The organism is Streptomyces synnematoformans (genome assembly GCF_039531005.1).
Taxonomy (GTDB): Bacteria; Actinomycetota; Actinomycetes; order Streptomycetales; family Streptomycetaceae; genus Streptomyces; species Streptomyces synnematoformans.
Window position 1 is genome coordinate 1 of record NZ_BAAAPF010000096.1, and the last position, 21,867, is coordinate 21,867.

The 21,867-nt window shown below is 72.8% G+C and carries 17 protein-coding genes and 2 pseudogenes; 7 read left to right on the forward strand and 12 right to left on the reverse strand.

Annotated features, from left to right (window positions below; all coding sequences use genetic code 11):
• A pseudogene (locus tag ABD317_RS16265) lies at positions 1-379 on the forward strand (hypothetical protein); the annotation flags it as partial.
• Positions 380-524: 145 nt separating this feature from the next.
• Here the strand turns inward: ABD317_RS16265 and ABD317_RS16270 are convergent.
• From ABD317_RS16270 to ABD317_RS16310, 9 genes are all read right to left on the reverse strand, one after another.
• Positions 525-2,027: a helix-turn-helix domain-containing protein gene (locus ABD317_RS16270; protein ID WP_344290693.1), complete on the reverse strand. Its 1,503-nt coding sequence runs from the start codon at positions 2,025-2,027 to the stop codon at positions 525-527.
• A 128-nt stretch (positions 2,028-2,155) separates the two neighbouring features.
• Positions 2,156-6,391, reverse strand: coding sequence for a ThuA domain-containing protein (locus ABD317_RS16275; RefSeq protein ID WP_344290694.1), 4,236 nt, complete (start codon positions 6,389-6,391; stop codon positions 2,156-2,158).
• Between the two features lie 41 nt (positions 6,392-6,432).
• Entirely contained in the window at positions 6,433-7,311 is an 879-nt protein-coding gene (locus tag ABD317_RS16280) for a sugar phosphate isomerase/epimerase family protein (RefSeq protein WP_344290695.1), read from the reverse strand.
• Between the two features lie 55 nt (positions 7,312-7,366).
• Positions 7,367-8,098, reverse strand: a complete 732-nt coding sequence (locus ABD317_RS16285) for an ABC transporter ATP-binding protein (protein ID WP_344290696.1) — start codon at positions 8,096-8,098, stop codon at positions 7,367-7,369.
• Positions 8,099-8,106: 8 nt separating this feature from the next.
• Complete coding sequence (locus tag ABD317_RS16290; protein WP_078627752.1) at positions 8,107-8,922, reverse strand: ATP-binding cassette domain-containing protein; 816 nt, start codon at positions 8,920-8,922, stop codon at positions 8,107-8,109.
• 12 nt (positions 8,923-8,934) lie between these two features.
• Positions 8,935-10,395 (reverse strand): ABC transporter substrate-binding protein, encoded by a 1,461-nt coding sequence (locus ABD317_RS16295; RefSeq protein ID WP_051438413.1) that lies wholly within the window; start codon positions 10,393-10,395, stop codon positions 8,935-8,937.
• Positions 10,392-11,462 carry a branched-chain amino acid ABC transporter permease gene (locus ABD317_RS16300; protein WP_344290697.1) on the reverse strand — a complete coding sequence of 357 codons (1,071 nt, stop codon included), beginning with the start codon at positions 11,460-11,462 and terminating at the stop codon, positions 10,392-10,394. Before ABD317_RS16300 ends, ABD317_RS16295 begins: the two co-directional genes overlap by 4 nt.
• Positions 11,459-12,532, reverse strand: coding sequence for an ABC transporter permease subunit (locus ABD317_RS16305; RefSeq protein ID WP_051438415.1), 1,074 nt, complete (start codon positions 12,530-12,532; stop codon positions 11,459-11,461). Before ABD317_RS16305 ends, ABD317_RS16300 begins: the two co-directional genes overlap by 4 nt.
• Positions 12,529-13,686, reverse strand: a complete 1,158-nt coding sequence (locus ABD317_RS16310) for a Gfo/Idh/MocA family protein (protein ID WP_344290698.1) — start codon at positions 13,684-13,686, stop codon at positions 12,529-12,531. The genes ABD317_RS16305 and ABD317_RS16310 overlap by 4 nt, the downstream gene beginning before the upstream one ends.
• A 38-nt stretch (positions 13,687-13,724) precedes the next feature.
• On the opposite strand from ABD317_RS16310, the gene ABD317_RS16315 reads away from it, so the two are divergent.
• From ABD317_RS16315 to ABD317_RS16325, 3 genes are all read left to right on the forward strand, one after another.
• Entirely contained in the window at positions 13,725-14,903 is a 1,179-nt protein-coding gene (locus ABD317_RS16315; protein WP_344290699.1) for an AraC family transcriptional regulator, read from the forward strand.
• Positions 14,904-15,023: 120 nt separating this feature from the next.
• A complete protein-coding gene (locus tag ABD317_RS16320; protein WP_344290700.1) occupies positions 15,024-15,254 on the forward strand; it encodes a twin-arginine translocation signal domain-containing protein in 231 nt (76 codons plus the stop codon).
• Positions 15,251-15,997 (forward strand): peptidoglycan-binding protein, encoded by a 747-nt coding sequence (locus ABD317_RS16325; protein ID WP_344290701.1) that lies wholly within the window; start codon positions 15,251-15,253, stop codon positions 15,995-15,997. The genes ABD317_RS16320 and ABD317_RS16325 overlap by 4 nt, the downstream gene beginning before the upstream one ends.
• A 93-nt stretch (positions 15,998-16,090) precedes the next feature.
• Here the strand turns inward: ABD317_RS16325 and ABD317_RS16330 are convergent, their stop codons facing one another.
• From ABD317_RS16330 to ABD317_RS16340, 3 genes are all read right to left on the reverse strand, one after another.
• On the reverse strand, positions 16,091-17,188 hold the full coding sequence (locus ABD317_RS16330; protein WP_344290702.1) for a Gfo/Idh/MocA family protein: 1,098 nt from the start codon (positions 17,186-17,188) through the stop codon (positions 16,091-16,093).
• The gene (locus tag ABD317_RS16335) at positions 17,170-17,769 is read right to left on the reverse strand and encodes a ThuA domain-containing protein (protein ID WP_425582374.1); all 600 of its coding nucleotides are present in this window, start codon (positions 17,767-17,769) and stop codon (positions 17,170-17,172) included. The genes ABD317_RS16330 and ABD317_RS16335 overlap by 19 nt, the downstream gene beginning before the upstream one ends.
• Before the next feature lie 219 nt (positions 17,770-17,988).
• Complete coding sequence (locus tag ABD317_RS16340) at positions 17,989-19,017, reverse strand: saccharopine dehydrogenase NADP-binding domain-containing protein (RefSeq protein ID WP_344290705.1); 1,029 nt, start codon at positions 19,015-19,017, stop codon at positions 17,989-17,991.
• A 99-nt stretch (positions 19,018-19,116) separates the two neighbouring features.
• Between ABD317_RS16340 and ABD317_RS16345 the strand changes: the two are divergent.
• From ABD317_RS16345 to ABD317_RS16355, 3 genes and pseudogenes are all read left to right on the forward strand, one after another.
• Positions 19,117-20,116, forward strand: a pseudogene (locus tag ABD317_RS16345) (helix-turn-helix domain-containing protein).
• A 151-nt stretch (positions 20,117-20,267) separates the two neighbouring features.
• Complete coding sequence (locus ABD317_RS16350) at positions 20,268-20,807, forward strand: GNAT family N-acetyltransferase (RefSeq protein WP_344290706.1); 540 nt, start codon at positions 20,268-20,270, stop codon at positions 20,805-20,807.
• A 129-nt stretch (positions 20,808-20,936) separates the two neighbouring features.
• On the forward strand, positions 20,937-21,867 hold a 931-nt coding region (locus ABD317_RS16355), incomplete at its 3' end, for an ABC transporter ATP-binding protein (protein ID WP_344290707.1).

Below are 21,867 nucleotides of genomic sequence, written 5' to 3' on the forward strand. Positions count from 1 at the left end.
CGGGGCCATGGCGTCGCTCTGCGGCGACGCGTACAAACTCCGCTACGCCGAGCAGCTCCCGTACGAGGGCAACCGCCTGGGGACCCTCTTCCTCTACGGAAGGGGCCTGAAGGAAGCTCCGTACTGGCGCGGGTGCCAGATCTTCGACAACAACACGGGGAGCACGAAGTACATGAAGCTGAAGGTGTGTGAGAACAAGGTCTCCAACCCCGACTGCGTCGTGGACGCGGGGAACTTCAGCCAGTACGCGGGACCGGTCAGGACCAGGCTCGCCTGGGACTACGTCCAGTGCTCCACGGTGACCGCCATCATGAAGAACTCCAAGAGCTCCGACAAGGCCCTCATCGACCGTCAGATCAGCGCCGGCTCCTGCAACTGACCCGGAGGGGACGCGCGTCGCCGGTCCCGCGCGGGTGCGCGGGACCAGGTGGCCGGCGGCCGCCGTCGCGGTGACGGCGGCCGTCGCCCTGCCGTGTGGGCGGCCGGCCCCCGCGTGGCCGTGCTGCCGGGTCCGTACGCGGTACTCAGCCGTTCCGGACGGCGCCGATGCGGAGTGCGAGGACGACATCGTGGACGCCGCTGCCGGTCGTCAGCAGGTCGCGGGCCAACCGGGCTTCGGCGGTGCGCAGGTGGGCGCGGACGGTGTTGCGGCTGATGCCGAGGTCCTGCGCGGCCTGCCGGGCGTCGGTGTTGGCCGCGATCCACGCCTGGAGGCTGCGGCGCTGCGGGTCGTGCAGCGGGCGGAGGAACGTCCGGGCCCAGACGTCGGCGCGCTCGGTGCGCAGCAGGTCGTCCAGGGTGGGCGCGGGCTGCCGGTCCTCCGGCTCGGGTGCCGCGTGTGCGCCGGTGACGGCGAGGGCCAGGTTGACGGCGGCGCGGGAGCGGGCGTCGGCCAGGTCGAGGCCGAGTGCCCGTTCCGCTCGTGCGATGTGGGCGCGGACGGTGTTGCGGCTGAGGCCGAGCAGCCGGGCCACGGCCGCCCGGGGTGCGCTCATGAGAGAGCGGGTGATCTCGACGGTGGTCGCCGGCAGAGAGTCCAGCGGCCGCAGCACCGTGCGGGCCCAGGCGAGGGCGGGACCGCGCGGCAGGACCCCCGCCAGCGGCGTCTGCCCCTGGTAGAAGACCACGTTGCCGGGCGTGGTGCGGGCGGCTGCCAGGGCATGGGCGGCCTGGCTGTACGCCCCGGCCGTTGCGTCGAGCGGATGCGGACCGCTGATTCCCAGCGCATAGCCCGGGTTGTCGCGCACCAGGCGCCGCAGTTCCTCGCCCAGGTCAACGGCCTGGCCGTCGGAGCCGGCCGCGTCCGGTTCGCCGGGGCGGTCAGCGACCAGGCAGATCAGATGCTCTTTGAACGCGGGGCAGTGCACCATCAGGTCCTGGCCGTGATAGCCGGAGTGGTCCTGGAAGGCCTGGGCGATACGGTCGCGGTCGGCCGGGGGGCAGTGCAGCAGGTGGATCCGTAACCTGTCGGCCGCCAGCAGCGGCGGTACGGAGCCGGTGGTCATGCGGCGGGCCAGCACCTCGTCCCCCGCCAGCAGCGTCTGAAAGACCGCGAACCGCATCTGGCGCGCCTTGTGCTGGAAGCCGCGCCGCAGGCGCTCGCCGTCATCGGCGCGGCGCAGGAGGGCGACAACGCTGCCGGCGTGCGAGATCAGCGCGGACTCCTCGCGGCTCAGCTCCGACTCGGCGACCGCCACCAGCACATGGCGCGACCCGTCCGCACCGAGGGCTTCACAACGCACGTGCAGTCTGCCCGCCTCGGTGGCGGCGGCCGCCACGCGACCGCCGGACACGCGCGCGAGCAGCGGGGCGAGCGGGCGCAGAACCTCCCGGGGAAAGCCGGTCGTCGACAGCCCCACGGTGCCCGCGCGGTCCACGACCAGCGCGAGGTGCGCGCCGGTCTGCCGGTGCAGCCAGTCCAGGATCCGCTGCACGTCCGGCCCGCTGTCGCGGGCGATCTGGCGCCTGGTCTCATGCAGCAGCCTGTCCAGCCGGTCGGCGTGCCGCGGCACCTCTGCGTTCGCCACAACCTGCACACCCCCTGTCCGCACGTCGCCCTCGTCCCCCCGCAGGGTCACGATGCCACGGCGGCCGCCGGCAGCCGGCACCGGCCACCCGCGCGATGCGGGTGACCGGTGCCGGGGGGTTGCCGGGGTCAGGCGGGCTGACGCTGCCAGAGCTGGTTTCCGTGGCCGTGGCAGGTCCACTGGTGCACCCGGGCGCCGTCGGCGGTGGAGTCGCGTTCGACGTCCGCGCACTTCCCGCTGTGCCGGGCCCGGAGCTGGATCCCGTCGCCGGCCTCGACGATCTTCCAGTCCTGGTTGGCGCCGCCGTGGCAGGTCCACTGGATGATGTCGGCACCGTTGGCGCGCGATTCCCGGTACACGTCGAGACACTTCCCGCTGTGCCGGTTGACGATGTTCACATAGCCGTCACCGGCGTCACGGAACTCCCACTGCTGCCAGGGATCGCCGTTCCACGTCCACTGCCCGACGACGGCACCGTCGCTGGTGTTGGGGTTCTGGACGTCGAGCACCTTGCCGCTGTGCAGTGCCACCACACGCTCGTACGACGTGGCCGTCCCGGGGTTCAGCTCCATCCAGTTCACCCGCACACTGCTGTCCGGGAAGACGAGGTGCAGCGGGAACGTGCCCGTCGTGGGCTCCAGGTCCAGCGTGACGTTCTGCCAGGTCGCGGCGTCTTCCGCGAGCGTGATCCGCGCGTCGTTGCCCTGTGCGGAGGAGTCCGCGGCGGTGGCGCCGCCGTCCTCGTCGAACCGGTACCAGGCGACGTTGCCGCCGCCGACGTCACCGCCGCCGGGACCGGCCGTCAGCGACCGCACCTCGTCGGGCGTGAGGGCCCGGTCGAAGAGGTTGAAGTCGTCGACGGCGCCGTTGAGCAGCGGGTCGGCCGACCACTGCGAGTCGCCGATCCAGTTCTGCCCCGTCCGGCCGAGGTCCGCCGGGCGCAGCGTCATGTTGTCGTTGGTCCCGATCGGTTCCCCGTTCAGATAGAGCGTGCCCGTGGTGCCGGAGAGGGTGACCGCGACGTGCTGCCAGCCGTCGGCGGGCAGCGGCTGCGAGCCGTTGATCTGCTGCTCGCCGGAGCCGGTCGTGATCGCGTACCTCAGCTCGCCGGTGTCGCCGGCGCTCGGCGTCAGGAACATGTAGTTGCCGGTGCCGGTGCCGAAGTCGAAGATCCGGGCCCAGCTCTGGTCGCCGGACCAGTTCACCCACGTGGAGACGGTGAAGTCCTCCTCGACCCCCTCGACGACGCCCTCGGGCAGCTCCACCCGCTCCGTCTGGCCGGATCCGGCCAGCGGGACGGCGCTGGCGAAGCCCTCCGGGCCCGCCGTCCGCGGCACCTGGACGTCGCCCTCGATCTGCGCGGTGCCGAGCAGTTCGCCGTCGGGCGCGCCGCGCCGCACCTCGACGGTGGCGTCCTCGGCCGCCGCCGCGCGCAGCGTCATCTTGCCGACGCCGTCGAGGTTGTACGGGTCGTACGACGCCCAGGCGCCGTCCTGCGCGGTGATCGCCTCGCCGCCGCCGGTCTCCTCGTCGTTCGCCGCGCCGACGCCGACATCCGACGAGTCGCTGAAGTGCTCGACCTCCTTGCGCTGCTGCTGCAGGAAGTGCGTCACGCCGCCGTTCAGCGCCGGCGCGCCCGCCTCGCCGCCGAGGTCGGTGTAGCTGGCCGTCACCGTCAGCGCGATGTCGGCGGCTTCGCCGTGTTCGGCGTCGGACTGGGTGGCGAGGACGCCCTCGCAGCCGTTCTGCACCTCGCCCGGATGGACGTGGGCGTTGCCGCCCTCGTCGTGGTAGAGGCCCTGCTGAACGGTCACCCGCTCGCAGTCGATCGCGTCGCCGGAGCCGTCCTCGGCGTCGGACACCGAGACCCGGTAGGGGATCTCGTCGCCCCAGTCGAAGACCTGGCCGTTGTGCGGCAGCTCGACGGTCACCTCGGGACGGGTGTTGCCCGCGGTGATCGTGACGTTGGAGCTGCTGGAGCGTCCCGACGGGTCGGTGACCGTGAGTTGCGCGGTGTACTGGCCGGGCTCGGTGTAGGTGTGGGTCGGGTGGGGTTCGTCCGACGTCGTGCCGTCGCCGAGGTCCCACGCGTACGTCAGCTCGTCGCCGTCCGGGTCGTGGCTGCCCTCGCTGGAGAACGCGACGTCCAGCGGAGCGGGCCCGGAGTCCTGGTCGACGGCGGCCTTCGCGACCGGGGTGCGCGCCCCCTTGGTGTAGTTGATCTTGTAGAGGCCGGAGTCCGGGTTGACGTTCTCCCCTCCGTAGTTGAAGTCCATGCCCCACTCGATCAGGTACATCGCCCCGTCCGGCCCGAACTCCATGTCGTGCGGGCTGCGGAAGAGGGTGTTCGGCATGAACTGCTCGAAGCTCTCGTAGTCTCCGTTCTCGTCCAGCCGGAGCGCGCCGATCCAGTTGCGCGACCACTCCATGACGAAGACCGCGTCGTCGTAGTACTCCGGGAACTGCCCGTCACCCAGCAGCTCGGGGTCGTGGTGGTACACGTCGCCGGCGTACGCGGAGCGGCCGCCGCCCTGGGGAATCTCCGGGAACTGCGGCGACTCCCCGTACGGGTAGTAGATGAACGCGTCCTTCGCCGGCGGGACGGTGTCCAGGCCGGTGTTGAACGGGGACGTGTTGGCCGGGCCGTTCGCGCAGTCGAAGGACTCGCCCGGAGTGCCGGTGGCGAAGTCCCACTCGCGGTACGCCTGGCTGTCGGCGATGCAGTACGGCCAGCCGTAGTTGCCCGCCTCGCGGATCTGGTTCCACTCGTCGTAGCCGCGCGGGCCGCGGTCGGGGTTGTCGGCGCCGGCGTCGGGGCCGACCTCGCCGGCGTAGACCCAGCCGGTCTCGTCGTCGACGGCGATGCGGAACGGGTTGCGGTGGCCCATCGTGTAGATCTCGGGCCGCGTCTTCTCGGTGCCCGGCGGGAAGAGGTTGCCCTCCGGGATCGAGTAGGTGCCGTCGTCCTCCGGGGTGATCCGCAGGATCTTGCCGCGCAGGTCGTTGGTGTTGCCCGAGGTGCGCCGCGCGTCGTAGGAGTGCTTGGCGTCCTGGCTGTTGTGCTCGTCGTGGACGCGCCCGTCGATCGGGGCGAAGCCGTCGGAGGCGAAGTGCGCGGTGTCGTCGCCGGTGGAGATGAACAGGTTGCCGTCGGGGCCGAACCTCATCGACCCGGCGGAGTGGCAGCACACCTCCCGCTGGTGCGTGAACTCCAGCAGGACCTTCTCGGACTCCAGGTCAAGGGTGTCGCCGTCGGCGGTGAACCGGGAGACGTGCTGCACCTCGGGCGAGGGTGCGCTGTAGAAGAGGTACACCCACTGGTTGGTCTCGAAGTCGGGGTCGAGGGCGATGCCCAGCAGCCCGTTCTCGTTGCCGCGGTGGACCGGGATCTGCGCGGCGGTCTTCACCGCGCCGCTCTCCGGGTCGTAGACCTTGACCGTGCCGCCCAGCTCGACGTAGAAGACGCGCCCGTCGGGGGCGACGGCCAGCTCCATCGGGTTGGCGGTGTTGTCGTCCAGCGCGACCTTCTCGAACGAGGACTCCGTGGCGGGCCCCTCGCGCGGCTCGCCGCAGTCGCCCTCGGCGGCGCCGGCCGCCCACTGGATGCCGCCGAGGACGTGCTGGCGCAGCAGCGGCTCGTCCCAGTGCTCCGGGCTGTGGCCCAGCGCGCTGTACCAGGTCCGGCCGCCGTCGTAGTTCGAGCACCAGGCGATCGGGTGGTCGTCGCCCATGGCGTCCGGCCCCGGGTCGTACGTCGACTCGTCCAGCGTGGCCAGGACGTGGACGTCCTCGCGCGGGTTGGCGGTGAAGTTGTACCACTCGTCCGTACGGACCCACTCGGCCGGCAGTCCGGCCGTGGACGGATGCGCGGGGTCCTCTATCCGTACGGTCGCCTCCTGGAACTGGTCGGCGCCCGAGGGGTGGCTCTTGAAGAACGCGCCCCCCATGAGGGCGGACCACCAAGCCCAGTCCGTCTTGTCCATGTTCGACGACGAGTGCAGCCCGACGAACCCTCCGCCGCGCTGGATGTAGCGCTCGAAGGCGTGCCGCTGGTCGGTGTCGAGGGTGTTCTCGCCGTCCGTGAAGAACGCGACGGCCTCGTACTGCGCCAGCCCTTCGTCGGTGAAGACCGCGGCGTCCTGCGTCTCGGTCACCGTGAAGCCGTTGTCCTGGCCGAGCTGTTCGACGGCCGCGAGGGCCGACGGGATCGAGTCGTGCCGGAAGCCGGTCGTCTTGTGGAAGAACAGCACGTCGTATTCCTGCTCGGCGTCCTGCGCCGCCGCGCCGGTGGCCATTCCCGGGAGGAAGGAGACCAGAAGGGCCACCACCACCGTGAACAGGGTGTTTCTATGACGTTGTCGCATTGTCCTCTCCGTCGCTTCGTTGCGGGTGCAGACTGCGGAAATCAGGGGGTACGGCGGTGCCCGGCGGACACCCCGGCGAGGAAGGACAGCCCGTCGGCGGCGATCGTGTCCTGGCTCGGCGCCAGCGGCCGCCAGATCGAGGCGGCGGTCGCGATCGTCTCGTTGTCCCCGGTGAACGACTCGATCACCAGCGGGCCCCGGTAGCCGGCCTCGTCGAGGGCGGCGAGGATGCCCGGCCAGTCGAGGTGGTCCGCGCCCGGGGCGCCCCGGTCGTTCGCACAGACCTGGACGTGCGCGATCCGGTCGCCCGCCCTGCGGACGGCCGCGGGGATGTCCTGCTCCTCGATGTTCATGTGGTAGATGTCCAGGGCGATGCCGCAGCCTTCGGGCGGCAGGCCGGTCAGCGCGTCGAGCGCCTGGTCGACGGTGTTGAGCACGCTCGTCTCGTAGCGGTTGAGGGGTTCGACCGCCACGGTGACGCCGGCGCCCCGCGCGTGCTCGACCACGGGAGCGAGGTTGTCCCGCAGCTGCTCGTAGCAGGCGCGGCGCTCCGCCTCGGCCATGCGCCAGGTGCGTCCCACGGACGCGTAGACCGGCCCCGCGACCACCGGCGAGGACACCGCGGCCGCGGTGTCGACCACCTGCCGCAGGAAGTACTGCGTGCGGGCCAGCGTCGCCCGGTCGGTCGCCACCAGCTCGCGTCCCAGCCCCATCGCCACCACGACGGTGGCCGACAGGCCGAGCGAGTCGAGCAGCTTCGCCGCCCGGCCGGGGTCCCAGTCGCCGATGTTCTCCACCGGAAGCTCGACCGTGTCGAAGCCCCACTCCCGGATGCGGGGCGCCAGCTCGGCCAGCCGCCCGTCGGTCAGGGGCGAGGTCCACACCCAGGTGTTGACCCCGAACGTCCTCGTCGCCTTCATCGGTCCTCCCATCGCGTCTCCCTTCGCCCTCCGCGCGGTACGGGCGCCTCGCACCTCACCGCAGCGCCCGGTCGGCGCCGCCGACGCCGAGGTACCTGCTCTGCAGGTCCGGCCGGTCGAGCAGCTCGGCGCCGCTGAACTCGGCCTCCAGCCGCCCGGACACCATGACGAGCTGGCGCTGCGCCATCCGGACCGCGGCGCGCAGGTTCTGCTCGACGACGAGGACGGCCACCCCCTCGTCGACCAGGCGGTGCACGACGTCGACGAGGACGTCGACGATGGTCGGGGCCAGCCCCTCGGACGGCTCGTCCATGACGATCAGGTGCGCGTTCAGCAGCAGCGCCCGCCCGACGGCGAGCATCTGCTGCTCGCCGCCCGACAGCGCGGCGCCGCCGTGCTTCCTGCGCTCGGCCAGCCGCGGGAACAGCTCGTAGACCGCCGCGGGCGTCCACCGCTTGGCGCGCGTCCGGCGGGCCAGCATGGCCAGGTGCTCGTCGACGGTCAGGGACGGGAACAGCCGCCGGCCCTGCGGGACGTAGGCGATGCCGGCGCCCGCGATCTTCTCCGGCGTCCGGCCGTCGAGCCGCTGACCGCGCAGCCGGATCTCCCCGCCCGTCGGCGGCAGGAACCCGACGAGCGTGTCGCAGAGCGTGGTCTTGCCCATGCCGTTGCGGCCGACGATCCCGACCGCCTCGGCACCCATGCTGAAGTCGAGGTCCTCCAGGACCAGGGAGGCGCCGTAGCCGGCCCGCAGCCCGCGGACCTCCAGGAGCGGTTCTGTCGACACAGGGGGTGTCATGCCGGCGCCTCCGTACCGAGGTAGATGCGGTGGACCTGCGGATCGGCGCGGACCTGCTCGGGGGTGCCGGCCGTGACCTGCTCCCCGTCGGCCATCACCACCACCCGCCGGGCGATGCGGAATGCCACGTCCATGTCATGCTCGACAAGCAGCAGGGTCAGCTCCTCGTCGAAGGACTCCAGCAGCTCGACGAGCCGCTCGCGCTCACCCCGCGACAGGCCGGACGCCGGCTCGTCGAGCAGCATCACGTCCGGCCTCGTGGCGATCGCCATCCCGAGTTCGAGCTGGCGCTGCTGGCCGTGGGACAGCTCCCCCGCCGCGGCGTCGAGCTGGCCCGCCAGCCACACCCGGTGCGCCACGTCGGCGGCCTCCTCGCCCATCCGCCGGTCGGCGGCCGTGCGCCACAGGGGCCGGTGCCGGCCCCGCAGGCCGGCGAGTGCGAGGTAGATGTTCTCGCGCACCGTGAGGCCGGCCAGGGCCCGCGCCTTCTGGTACGTCCGGGCGACGCCCAGGCGCGGCCGGTAGCGCGACGGCCGGTGGACGCACTCGACGCCCTTGATGACGACGGAGCCGGCGGCCGGGGTGACGTCGCCGGCGATCACGTTGAACAGCGTGGTCTTGCCGGCTCCGTTCGGCCCGAGGACCGCCAGCCGCTCGCCCCGTGCGATGGCGAGGTCGATGTCGCGCAGGGCGAGCAGGCCGCCGAACGCCACCGTGACCGCGCGGACCTCGACGACGGGCGCCGGGCCGGCGGGCCCTGACGGGCCTGGCGGTCCCGACGGCGCCGACGGCGCCGTACCGGTGTGGGCCATGACCGGACCTCCTTATCTCTGCGGGACGCCGTCGACGACGGGGATGGCCTTGCCCTCCCAGGGCAGGTCCCGCTTCTCGCACTTCGGGAAGTCCCGGCCGGGGGACGGGGTGTCCGGGCTGAACGTGCCGCCGAAGGTCTGGTCGACGCCGGGGACGATGGCCACGCTCTCCTGCACGACCTCGTCGGAGTCGTTGACGGCGAGGCGGGAGAGCCCGACGTCGACGATGCCGCTGCGGTTCTCGTCCAGGCTGATGTCGCCGTGCGGCAGGTCGAGGGTGAGGCCGGCGACGGCGGACTGGAACGCCTTGGGGTCGGAGATGTCGCCGTCGACCGCCTTGAGCCCCTCGACCAGCGCCACGCCGGCCGAGTAGTAGCCGTAGAAGAACCCGAAGGCCGCGGAGGTCGACGGCGGGGCGGGCTCGTTGCCGCTCAGCGACCCCGGGATGGTCTCCCACGTCTCGTCGGCCGCGGCCAGGTACTCCTTGATCTCCGGGGTCTGGATGTCGCCCGGCAGGGTGGCGAAGCCGCCGATGTGCGCGCCGGCGATGTCGGTGCCGAGCGCCTGGGCGAGGTCCGGGTTGAAGAAGAAGTTGCCCGCGTGCCGGTCGCCGGTCAGGTCGCCCTTGGCGTTGACGAACGCCTCCAGCGCGGCCTGCGTGCCGGTGCCGCCCACGGCCCAGAAGTAGCCGTCCACCTCGTCCGGGTCCGGCAGCTGCGCGATGTAGGAGGAGTAGTCGGTGGTGCCCAGGGGCGGGAACACCCGGTGGGTGACCTCGCCGCCGACGCCGCAGAAGTCGGCGACGAAGCCGGCCGCCGAGGTGTGGCCGAAGCTGTAGTCGTCGGCGATGACGGCGACCTTGCGCCAGCCCTTCTCGCGGTACAGCAGGTCGCCGAGGCCGGCGTTCCAGATCGCGCCGTCGCCGTAGAACCGGAAGTAGTTCGGCGCCTGGACCTGCAGGGTCTGCTCCTGCGAGCCGGAGATGCCCGCGAACACCGTGAGGTCGGGCTTGCCCTTCGCGTACTCGGCGACGGCGATGCCCTCGTCGCCGGAGAGCGGGCCGATGATGACGTTGGCCCCCTGCTGCTCGACCAGGCGGCGCACCTCCTGGAGGATGCGGTCGGCGGTGTCGTCGCCGCAGCCGATGCCGACGAGTTCGATCGGGGTGCCCGCGACCTCCGCGTCGCTGAAGCCCTCCAGCGCGCTGGTGGACGAGTTCGGGCTCGCGCCGGCGTACCGGGCGAAGGCGAGCGTCGTGCCCGCGACCACGTCCTCGTGGAATCCGCCGAACGGGCCCTCGCACTGGCCCAGGATTCCCAGCCGGACGCCGTCGCCCTCCGCGGAGAACGAGGACGACTCCTGGTCGGCCGGCAGCCCGGAGGAGCCGCCGTCCCCGCTGCAGCCCGCGGCCAGCAGTGCCAGGCTCGCCGCCGTGGAGAGTGTCAGTGCCGCCGGGCGGCTGAGTCTGCTCATCGTCGTGTGACTCCCAGTTCCTTCTCGGTCGTGCGAACGGGCAGCGGTGGTCCGGTGGACGGGGCCGGCCCGGTCCTGGCGGGCGGCCGGAGGCGGCGGCGCAGTCGCCGGGCGATGCCGGTGAGCCCCTCGGGAGAGAGCATCATGATCACCAGGACGATCACCCCGATCACGGTGTTGAACCGTGCTTCGGTGATGCCGACCCGGTCGATCAGCGGCAGATCGCGCAGGTAGGTGAAGATCAGTACGTAGACGAAGGCACCCAGCCAGGCGCCCTCGAAGGACGAGATACCGCCGATCACCGCGATGATCAGCAGGATCAGGGTGGGTCCGATCGCGATCGACGCGGGGTCGATCTGGCCGTTCCACCACACGTTGAGCAGGCCGCCCGCCCCGGCCGCGAACCCGGCCAGGGTGAAGGCCAGCGCCCGGTGCAACGGCACGTTGAACCCCAGCGACGCCATCCGGACCGGGTCGTCGCGGACGCCCTGCAGCGCCAGCCCGAACGCGGTCCGCCCGACGGCCCGGAAGCCGACGTACGCCAGCACCGAGAGCCCGAGTCCCGCGTAGTACAGCCGCACCGGCGGCCCGAGGAGGTCCGGCCGCTGGATGCTGGTGAGGCCGCCGGGCCCGGAGATCTCGACGATCTGCGCGAACACGTAGTAGCCGATGACGGCGTAGACCATCGTGAGCATCAGGAAGTAGAGCCCGGTGCTGCGGCTGGCGAGCGCGCCGAGGACGAACGCGGCCGCGGTGGTCACCACGAGGGCGAACACGACCGCCGCCCAGGGATGCCAGCCGAGGTTCAGCCCGCGGGCGCCGGTCTCCTGGGCCGCGTTGCCGAACATGAAGCCGGCGACGCCGAACAGCAGGAACTGGGCGAGCGAGATCATGCCCCCGTACTTGGCGAGGAACACGATGGTCGCCGCCGCCAGGCCCAGGATGAACGTCTGCGTCATGACGAAGTTGACGAAGTAGGCCGTCGCCAGGCTCGGCAGGACCAGCAGGACGACGACCAGGGCGGCGCCGAGGAGGTTGCTCCGGGTGAGCAGGTCGCGCGCGGTCATGCCGGTCTCCCGAACAGTCCGTAGGGCCGGATGGCCAGGACCAGCGCCAGCAGGACGAAGGTCATGATGATCGCGTAGTAGGAGTACTCGCTCGGCAGGTAGGCGGGCGAGAACGCGACGACGGTGCCGTACAGCAGCGAGCCGGCCGCGGCGCCCCGGAGCGAGCCGAGGCCGCCGATGATGACGACGACGAGCGAGTTCAGCAGCCAGTTGCCGTCGGTGCCGGGCGCGGCGCCGGCGAAGGAGGCCCCGAGCACACCGCCCACGCCGGCGAGGAAGGAGCCGACGAGGAACGTGACCGCGAAGACCAGCTTGATGTTGATGCCGAGCCCGCGCACCATCTGGCGGTCGTCCACGCCGGCCCGGATCACCATCCCCGTGCCCGTCCTGGTGAGCCAGAGCCACAGCAGCACGCCGACCAGCACGGCCACGCCCAGGATGAACAGCCGGGTGACGGGGTAGCGCTCGCCCTGGACGGAGAGGAAGTGCGTGATCGTGCCGGGCCAGACCATCGTCTGGGCCAGCCCGCCGAACTCGCGCAGCATCTGGTCGGCCAGGACGACCGTGAGGGCCAGCGTCATCAGCGCCTGCCGCAGCTCCTGGCCCTCGTTCCACTGCAGGAAGAGCTGCTGGATCACCAGGCCGGCCACGGCCGCGACGCCGGCCCCGGCCAGCATCGGCACCAGCCAGTCCAGCATGCCGACGTGCCCCGGCTCGATGTTGCGGGACTGGCCGACCATCGACTCCTGCACCCGGATGGCGATGTAGGCGGCCAGCAGGAACAGCGAGCCGTGGGCCATGTTCACCGTGCGCATCAGCCCGAAGATCAGGGTGAAGCCGGACGCCGCGACGAACAGCAGCCCGGCGAACGTGACCGCGTCGAGCACCGTGACGAGGAACTGGCCCGGGTCCTGGGTCGCGGGCCCGGCCGGGGTGTCGTCGGCGAGGAACGCCACCCAGGCGGCGACGGCGGCGACGGCCAGGGCGACGGCCCCGAGAGGGGTCCTGCGCAGGACCGCCCGCCGGCGCGTCGCGGAGTCCACCGGCCCCCGCCCCAGGGTCGTGTTCACGGCGATTCCGCGTAGTCGGGGATCTGCACCCGGGCAGCCCCGTCCATGGCCGACGCGTGCGCGCAGATGCCGACCGACGTCCAGTTCGCCGCGGTGACCTCGTCGATCGCGGACGCACGGTCCTCGACGATGCTCCTGAGGAACTCGTGGGCGAGATGCGGGTGGGAGCCGCCGTGGCCGCCGCCCTGGACGAACGAGAGGTGCTCGTTCTCGTCGTCGTAGACGCCGCGTGTGGTGAACGGAGCGATCTCGGGCGGCAACCGGTGCGCGAAGTCCGGTATCTCGATGCTCTTCGGGATCTCCCCGGTGTGCAGCACGTGCCCCGCGCCCTGCGTCTGCTCCCATTCGAAGGTCGCCCGGGCTCCGAACACCGTGAAGTTCTCCACGTATTCGTGGGCCGTCTCGAAAAGCGACCGTGCGATCTCGGCGCCGACGTCCGAGCCGCGGAGGGTGATGAGGGCGCTTTCGACGGCGAACGGCGAACCGTATTTTCCGGCGAGCCGCGGTGCTATCCGGCCCGAGCCGACACACACCACGCTCTCCGCCAGCGCACCGGCGAGACTCAGCACGGGGCTCACCGCGTGCGTCGCGTAATGCATGGGCGGCAGCCCTTCCCAGTAACCGGGCCAGCCCGCCATTTCCTGGTAGTGGGCGCCGCGCAGGAACTGGACCCGGCCGATCGTGCCGTTCGCCACGAGATCCTGGACGTGCAGGAACTCCCGGGAGTAGACGACGGTCTCCATCATCATGTATTTCCTGCCGGTTTCCCGGACGGCGGCGACGATCTCCCGGCATTCGTCGAGCGTCGTGGCCATCGGAACCGTGCACGCGACGTGCTTGCCGGCGCGGAGTGCCGCGACGGTGTGCTCGGCGTGGTTCGGGATCGGGGTGTTGATGTGCACGGCGTCGATACCGGGGTCCCGCAGCATCGCGTGGAAATCGGTGTACCGGCCCGTAACCCCGAAGCGGTCCGCGACCTCGGCCAGGGTCGTCTCGGTGCGTTGGCAGACCGCCACCAACTCGGCGTCGGGATGCGCCTGATAGATGGGGATGAACTCGGCACCGAATCCGAGTCCGGCAATCGCCACCCGTACTCTCTGCGTCATCGTTGACCTCCCATGGCCGTGTAGATTACGGACGGCGGGGGAGACCAATCCATGCGTTATCTCGCAGTCTGCCTTAGAATTTTTACATGCCCGCCCGCCAGACACGGCACGTCGCGCTGCTGGTCGAAACCTCGAACGCGTACGCCCGCGGAGTGCTGGTGGGCGTGAAGAAGTACGTCGAGGCCCACCCGGGCTGGTCGATGTATCTCGCCGAACACAGCCGCCACGAGACCGACTTCTCGTGGCTTGAGGACTGGCACGGCCACGGCGTGCTTGCCCGCATCGAGAGCACCGAGACCGCCGCGTTCATCCGGCGCCTCGGCCTCCCCACGGTCGATCTCAGCGCGGCCCGGCTCGTGCCCGAACTGCCCGGCGTCGAGACCGACGACGGCACGATCGCGCAGTGGGCCCTCCGGCACTTCGAGGAGCGCGGCCTGCGGAACTTCGCCTACTGCGGCGACGAGCGGTTCGGCTGGTCCCTCAAGCGCGGCGCCTGGTTCGCCGAGCATGTGCGCGAACGCGGCTCGGTCCCGCGGGAGTTCCGGATGAAGTCCACGGGCATGCGCGCCGTGGACCGCGGGCTCCTCGCGGAGTGGCTCACCGACCTCCCCAAACCGGTGGGCGTCTTCGCCTGCTACGACATCGCCGGCCAGGAGGTGCTGGAGGCCTGCAAGACCGCCGACCTGGCGGTGCCCGACTCGGTCGCCGTCATCGGCGTCGACAACGACGAACTCATCGGCAACCTCACGACCCCGCCGCTGTCGAGCATCGAGCCGGACACGACGCGGACGGGATACCTCGCCGCCGAACTCCTGGACCTCATGATGCAGGGCCGGTCCCTGGAGCCGGGCCTGCGCCTGATCGAACCGACCCGGCTCGTCACCCGGCAGTCCTCGGACATCCTGGCCGTGGACGACCCCCTCGTCGCCGAGGCCCTGCGGTTCATCCGCGACCGCTCGGACCAGAACCTGGCGGTCGACGCCGTACTCCGGCACATCGGGCTCTCCAGACGCGCGCTCGACCACCGGTTCCTGCGGACCCTGGGCCGGACGGTCCACGGCGAGATCGTGCGCGTCCGGGTGGCGCACGTCGCCGAACTGCTGTCCTCGACGGACTGGACGCTCCAGCAGATCGCGGCACGGCTCCACTTCAGCCATTCCGAGTACATGAGCGTCGTGTTCAAGAAGCACACCGGCAAGTCGCCGGGCCAGTACCGCCGGTCGGTGAACGGATCGGTCGCGCGGCAGACCTTCTGGGGCGAGTAGCCGCGGCGAGGCGGCGACGGCGCGCAACCGCGGCGCTACCGGCGTCCTGTACGTCTGACGTACGCGAGGACACGGAGCTGCGCTCCGTCAGCCCGTGAAACCCCCACCTCTGGAGACGACATGCCGCAACGACCATCCCGCCGTGGCTTCCTGGGAGCGGCCGCGGCCGTGGCCGCCGCCCCCGTGATCTGCTCCGGTCACGCCTTCGCCGCGAGCCCGCGCGAGCTGCCGATCGTCACCCGCCCCGACCACCCCGGCGCCGTCCACCCGTCCGGCGTGCTGCGGTACGCGCAGACGGAGCCGCTCAACGCCACCGTCGACTGCGCGCTGTCCGGACGGAGGTCCGGATGACCACCTTCGTCACCCGGTCGCAGTGGGGCGCCCGCGCTCCGCGGAGCACCAGCGGCAACATCACCCCGCAGCACGGCGGGGTGACCATCCATCACGTCGACGCCGTCCACGTCGCCCGCGGCAACCATGCGGACTGCGCCGGCCAGGTGCGCGGGATCCAGAACTACCACATGGACAGCAACGGCTGGGCGGACATCGCGTACAGCCATCTCGTCTGCGTGCACGACTACGTGTTCCAGGGCCGGGGCGAGAACCGCCGCACGGCCGCCAACGGCACCACCCCCGGCAACCAGAACTGGTACGCCGTCTGCGGCCTCGTCGGCGGCACCGCCGGCGACTACGACACCATCACCCCCGGCCTGATCAGCGCCTTCCGCCACGCCGTCAACCGGCTGCGCACGCGGGGCGGGGCGGCGCGGGCCATCTGCGGCCACCGCGACCACCTGAGCACCGGCTGCCCGGGGAACCTGTACGGGAACGGCGTGCTCGACGGCGCGACGAACCCCGGCGGCGGCCCGCTCCCCCACCCCGGCGTGAACTTCCGCCAGCCGCCGGTCTTCCACCACCCCAGCGTGGCCACCTGGCAGAACAAGATGAACGCCGCCCACGGCTACGGCCTGGCCGCGGACGGCGCCTACGGTCCCGCCTCGCAGGCCGCGTGCCGGGACTTCCAGGCGAAGAAGGGCCTCGCGGTCGACGGCATCGTCGGCCCCGTCACCTGGGGCGCCACCTTCCCGGCCTGACGGCCGGGCCCGCCCCCGCGCGTCCGGTGGCCCGGCGCGCGGGGGTGCGGGTCACCGGCGGGGGCGGGACGGACGGACTCCTGCCGGGCGGCGTCAGAGGATGACCGGGTCGGGGCGCGTGCAGCTGCTGGACACGGTCAGGGACCTCCCCTGGGCCGCCGCGTCCATGAGCGTGAGCATGATGTCCAGGACGTGGGCGGCGAGTTCGGCCGAGGCGCGGTGCGGGCGCCCGGCCGCCAGGGCCTCGGACAGGTCGGCGAGGCCGGTGCCGCGCCCGGCGTCCGGGTAGCCGGCCGAGACGGGCAGGGGCTCCCAGCCGTCGCCCCGGTTCAGCTCGACGGCCCCGTCGAAGTGGTTGGGGTCGGGCACGGACAGCGACGCCTCCGTGCCGTGCACCTCGATGCGCGGCAGCCGCGCGGCCTTGACGTCGAAGCTCATGAGCAGGGTGGACAGCGCGCCGCCCGCGTGCTCCAGCACGCCGGTGACGTGGGTGTCCACCTCGACGGGGAAGGTCTGCCCGGCGCGCGGCCCGCTGCCGACGGTCCGCTCGGCGCGCGGCCGGGAGACGGCGCCCGAGACCCCGGTCACCGGCCCCAGCAGGTGGACCAGCGCGGACAGGTAGTACGGGCCCATGTCGAGGAGCGGGCCGCCGCCCGGCCGGTAGTAGAACTCCGGGTCCGGGTGCCACGCCTCGTGTCCGGCGGTGGTCATGAAGGCCGTCGCCGCGACGGGGCGGCCGACCAGGCCGTCGTCGACCGCCCTGCGGGCGGTCTGGGTGCCGGTGCCGAGGACGGTGTCCGGCGCGCAGCCGACCCGCAGCCCCGTCTCGCCGGCGGCGGCCAGCACGGCGCCGGCCTCCGCACGGTTCGCCGCCAGCGGCTTCTCGCCGTACACGTGCTTGCCCGCGCGCAGCGCCGCGAGGGCGACCTCGGCGTGCGCGGCGGGGACGGTGAGGTTGAGGACGGCGTCCACGTCGTCCCGGGCGACCAGGTCGGCGACGGTACCGGCCACGGCCGTCCCGCCCGCGTACCGCTCGGCGACGGCCTCGGCCCGGCCGCGGTCGAGGTCGGTGACGGCGGTCAGCCGGAGCGCCGTCAGCCCGGCCAGCGTGTCGAGATAGGCGCCGCTGATCCTGCCCGCGCCCACGATGCCGACGTTCAGCGGCCGGCCGGTCACGGGCGGCTCGCCCACAGCAGTCCCCGCTCGGTCAGGGTCCGGACCTCCGGCACGTCGAAGTCGTCGGGCTTGTGTCCGATCGTCGACACGAAGACCCGGCCCCGGCCCCACGTCCTGGTCCAGACGGCGGGCACGGTCACGGGCTCGTCGTGGAGTTCGTCCGGCGGGAAGGTGGTGGTGGCCAGCACGTCGATGTGCGGGTCGGTGAGTACCCAGTACTGCTCGGAGTGCACGGTGAAGTCGTCGAGGCCGGCGACGACGGGATGGCCGGAGCGCTCGGGCACGAGGTGGTAGTCGTGCTCGTGGTAGCCGGGCGGGTGCATCACGAACGTGCCGCCGGTCAGCAGGTGGTAGCCGTGGTCGTGGAAGGCGTCGACGATGCCGCCGTGCCAGCCGGCCAGGCCGGTGCCGGCGCGCACGGCGGCGGCGAGGTTGGCGCTCTGCTCGCGGGTGAGGGTGCCCATCGTCCAGCACTGCACGATCAGGTCGGTGGCCGCCAGCCGCTCGACGTCGTCGTACACCGCGAGGTCGTCGCGGATCTCGACCGTGTAGCCGTGCTCTTTCAGGTGCGGGACGAAGCTGTCGCTGATCGTCACGGGGTGATGCCCGTCCCAGCCGCCGCGGACGACGAGGGCCTGTCGGGACTCGCTAACCAAGGTGAATGCACGCTCCCATCGGCGCCGCGCGGTCCGGCCCGGCGTTCGGAGTGGTGGAGGGGGAAGGAGTGGGGCACAGGTCGTCTGAACGTAGGAATCGGCCACGCAATTTGTCAATAAGCTTGACTAACCTCCCGGCGGCGGGACGCAGCCGTTCCGCTACCGGTGCAGGTCGACGGTGAGGTGGGCGGAGAGGGCGCGGAGGAAGGCGGGGGCGTCGAAGGCCGCGCCGGCCGAGGCGACGCCGGCCGTCCGGGTCCGGCCGGTGAGGAGGCGGTGCACCGCCTCCACCGCCAGCGGGGCGGTGACGGCGTAGATGTCCCGGCCCGCGGCCGTGGCGCGGCGTTCGGCGCCCCGGGAGCGTACGAGGACGTCGACGACGAAGGTCTGCGCGGAGCGCCCGCGCCCGTCGGCCGCGGCGGGCGGCGGGGTGTCCGGGGACGCCAGGTCGCGGGCCGCCGCGGTCGCCATGTAGGTGCGCACCTCGGGGACGGCCAGATGGCTGGGGACGGTGACGACGTCGGCCATGGAGAACTCGCCGAGCACCGGCCGGGTGCCCAGCGGGGCGGGGAACGGCCAGTCCAGAACGGGGAGTTCGGCGTCGTGGTACTCCAGCCCGCCGTTCGCGTAGCGGACGCGGCGGCCGCCGCGCCGGGCGCCGGAGACCTCGCCCGCCGCGCGCGTCCCCGCGGTGGGGTGCCAGCTGCTCAGCCCGTACGCGACGTGCACCTCGTCGGCCGCCGTCCAGTCGGCCGCCGCCGCGGTGGCCAGCAGGTCGCCGAGGCCGCCGAAGAAGGCCATCGCCGGGACCACCGCCGTGCCGGCGGCGCGGGCGGGGCCGGTGAAGCGGGCGAACGTGTCGGCGTTGGCCTCGATCTCGGCGGCCACGTCCACGTACGGGACGCCGGCGCGCAGCGCCGCCTCGATCACCGGCGCGGCGGTCGTGGCGAAGGGGCCGGCGGTGTTGACCACCGCCGCCGTCCCGGCCAGGGCGGAGTCGAGCGCGGCGGCGTCGCCGACGGCCGCCGGGCGGGCCGCCAGCCCGGTCGCCGCCGACTGCGCCGCCAGCTTGCCGGCGTCCCGGCCGGTGAGCACCGGCACGTACCCGCGCTCCCGCAGCTCCGCCACGACGAACCGCCCGGTGTGCCCGTACGCCCCGAACACCGCCACCGCCTGGCCCGATCCCATCGGTACTCCCCGCTCTCGAACGATCCACCGCGGACATCCTGACGGGGTCGGGCCGCCGCCACGAGTGTCCGGAATGACAACGCCCGTACAATTTCGGACATGGACCACACCGTCGCGCTGGCCGTCACCGAGGGCATGCTGCACTTCGAGCTGTCCGTGGCGTACGAGGCCCTCGGCTCCGCCCCGGACGAGGTGACCGGCCCCTGGTACGACGTCACCGTCTGCGGCACGCGGGCCGTACGGTTCGGCCGGTTCCGGCTGGAGCCCGACCACGGGCTGGACCGGCTGCGGCACGCCGGCACCGTGATCGTCCCGGGCTGGGCGGACGTCGACGCCGCGCCGCCCGCCGCCCTGACCGACGCGGTGCGCGCGGCGCACGCGGCCGGCGCCCGGGTGGCCTCGCTGTGCACCGGCGCGTTCGTGCTGGCCGCCGCCGGGCTGCTGTAATGGGGGTACCCCCGCCAGTAAGGGCGTAGCCGGTGGGGGAGGCCGGCGCGCGACGACCCACTGGGCGCACACCGCCGTCCTCGCCGCCCGCCACCCGGCGGTGCGGGTCGACCCGGACGTGCTCTACGTGGACAACGGCAGCGTGCTCACCTCCGCCGGGAAGGCCGCCGCGCTGGACCTGTGCCTGCACCTCGTACGCCGCGACCACGGCTCGGCGGCCGCCAACGCCGTCGCCCGCCGGCTGGTGGTGCCGCCGCACCGGGACGGCGGCCAGGCCCAGTTCGTCGCCGCGCCGGTGCCCGCCACGGACGACCGGCCGCTCGCCGCGCTGTTCCCCTGGGTGCTGGAGCGCATCGACCGGCCGCTGACGGTGGCGGACCTGGCCCGCCAGGCGCGGATGAGCCCGCGCAACCTGACCCGCCACTTCCGCGGCGCGACCGGCGCCACCCCGCTGCAGTGGCTGAACACCCAGCGGATCCGCCGCGCCCAGGAGCTGCTGGAGACCACCGACCACGCCGTCGACGCCATCGCGGCGGCCACCGGCATGGGCACGGCCACGACCCTGCGCCGCCACTTCCACCGCACCGTCGGGGTGCCCCCGGCGACGTATCGCCGCACCTTCCGCGCGCGCCGCGGGGAGCCGGGCGCTTGACCCTCACGTGGCGTGCTGCCGCATGGTCGCGGGCCTGGCGGAACAGCTGACCGTGGGGCGCGTGGCCGAGCCGGCGGGCGTGAGCGTCCGCACGCTGCTGGGATCGTTATCCCGTTTGCGGCCGGCCAGCCCGGTCGGTTAAGAAGCACGCATGCTACGAGGTACCAAGGTCGGGCTCCGGGCCCGGCACGCGGACGACATCCCCGTCCTGCAGGCCGAGCTGTACGACGACGTGGTCACCCACTCGCGGGCCAACGGCTGGCCGTGGCGGCCCGTGGCGGCCGACTCGAAGGAGTCCCCGCTGCTGGTGGACGACACGAAGGAGACGCTCGTCCCGTTCTCCGTGGTGGAGCTGGCCGGCGGCACGCTGGTCGGCACCGCCGCGCTGTGGAGCATCGACAACCACCACCGGGCCGCGCACCTGGGGATGGGGCTGATGCCGTCCGCCCGCGGCAAGGGCTACGGCACCGACGTGGTCGCGGTGCTCTGCCACTACGGCTTCGTCGTCCGCGGCCTGCACCGGCTGCAGATCGAGACGCTCGCGGACAACGATGCGATGCTGCGCGCCGCCGAGCGCAACGGCTTCGTCCGCGAGGGGCTGCTGCGCTCCTCGGCCTGGGTGCTCGGCGAGTTCCTGGACGAGGTGGTGCTCGGGCAGCTCGCCGGGGAGTGGCGGCCGGCCGCGGCGTAGCCGGGCGGCCCGGCCGGTCGGGCGGGCAGCCGGGCGGACGGGCGGGCCGCCGCCGTGGATCATCCGATCGCCGGTACGCCCCGCGAGCCGGGAGGGCTCGGAACGCCGATCCTTTGGCATGCTGCACTCATGTCGACGCCGCCGCCGCGCCCGGATGTCTCCGCCGGCGGCTCCGCCTGTACCGCCGCCGGCGTCCCCGTGCCGCCAGCCGGCGGTCTGCGGCTGCGGGCGCGCCGGGTGAGCCGGGACGTACGCGGGGCCGGGCGGGTGCTGAGCGGGGTGTCGGTCGACGTCGCGCCGGGGACCCTCACGGTGATCGCGGGGAGCAGCGGCGCCGGCAAAACGGTCCTGCTGCAGACGCTGGCGGGGCTCAGCGCGCCGAGCGAGGGCGAGGTCCGGCACGACGGGGCGCCGCCGGGGGCGCCGGGGCCGGAGTTCGGGTTCGTACCGCAGGACGACATCATCCACCGCGAGCTGCCGCTGCACCGCACGCTGGTGTACGCGGCCGGCCTGCGGATGCCGCCGGGCGTCCCGGCCGCCGCCGTCGCCGCGACCGTCGACCGGGTGCTGGCCGTCCTCGGGCTGACGTCGCGGCGCGACACCCCGGTACGGGCGCTGAGCGGGGGCGAGCGCAAGCGGGCGAGCATCGCGGTGGAGCTGCTGACCCGGCCCCGGGTGCTGTTCCTCGACGAGCCGACGTCCGGGCTCGACCCGGTCACGGGCGCCGGGCTGATGCGCACCCTGCGCGGGCTGGCGGACGCCGGCACCACCGTCGTGCTGACCACGCACGTCCTCGCCGATCTGCCGCGCTGCGACCAGGTGGTCTTCCTGACCGCCGTCGGCGAGGCCGCGTACGCGGGCGAGCCGGGCGGGCTGTGCGCGGCGTTCGGCGTCGGCACCGTGGAGGAGGTGTATGAGGCGGTGTCGGGCGGTGGCCGGGCGGCGGGTACGGCGACCGAGAGCGGCGCCGGGGGCGAGATCCCGGAACAGGCCGACGCCCCGTCGCGCACGGACGGCGCGGGCCCGGCGGGCCCGGCCGGGCGCGGGGCACCGGGCGCGC

What these genes read in the sequence shown, in the direction of transcription:
- ABD317_RS16325 (WP_344290701.1), top strand. Translation starts at nt 15,251, where the DNA reads ATGACCACCTTCGTCACCCGGTCGCAGTGGGGCGCCCGCGCTCCGCGG.
- ABD317_RS16340 (WP_344290705.1), bottom strand. Translation starts at nt 19,017, where the DNA reads ATGGGATCGGGCCAGGCGGTGGCGGTGTTCGGGGCGTACGGGCACACC.
- ABD317_RS16300 (WP_344290697.1), bottom strand. Translation starts at nt 11,462, where the DNA reads ATGACCGCGCGCGACCTGCTCACCCGGAGCAACCTCCTCGGCGCCGCC.
- ABD317_RS16275 (WP_344290694.1), bottom strand. Translation starts at nt 6,391, where the DNA reads ATGCGACAACGTCATAGAAACACCCTGTTCACGGTGGTGGTGGCCCTT.
- ABD317_RS16295 (WP_051438413.1), bottom strand. Translation starts at nt 10,395, where the DNA reads ATGAGCAGACTCAGCCGCCCGGCGGCACTGACACTCTCCACGGCGGCG.
- ABD317_RS16320 (WP_344290700.1), top strand. Translation starts at nt 15,024, where the DNA reads ATGCCGCAACGACCATCCCGCCGTGGCTTCCTGGGAGCGGCCGCGGCC.
- ABD317_RS16350 (WP_344290706.1), top strand. Translation starts at nt 20,268, where the DNA reads ATGCTACGAGGTACCAAGGTCGGGCTCCGGGCCCGGCACGCGGACGAC.
- ABD317_RS16280 (WP_344290695.1), bottom strand. Translation starts at nt 7,311, where the DNA reads ATGAAGGCGACGAGGACGTTCGGGGTCAACACCTGGGTGTGGACCTCG.
- ABD317_RS16290 (WP_078627752.1), bottom strand. Translation starts at nt 8,922, where the DNA reads ATGGCCCACACCGGTACGGCGCCGTCGGCGCCGTCGGGACCGCCAGGC.
- ABD317_RS16315 (WP_344290699.1), top strand. Translation starts at nt 13,725, where the DNA reads ATGCCCGCCCGCCAGACACGGCACGTCGCGCTGCTGGTCGAAACCTCG.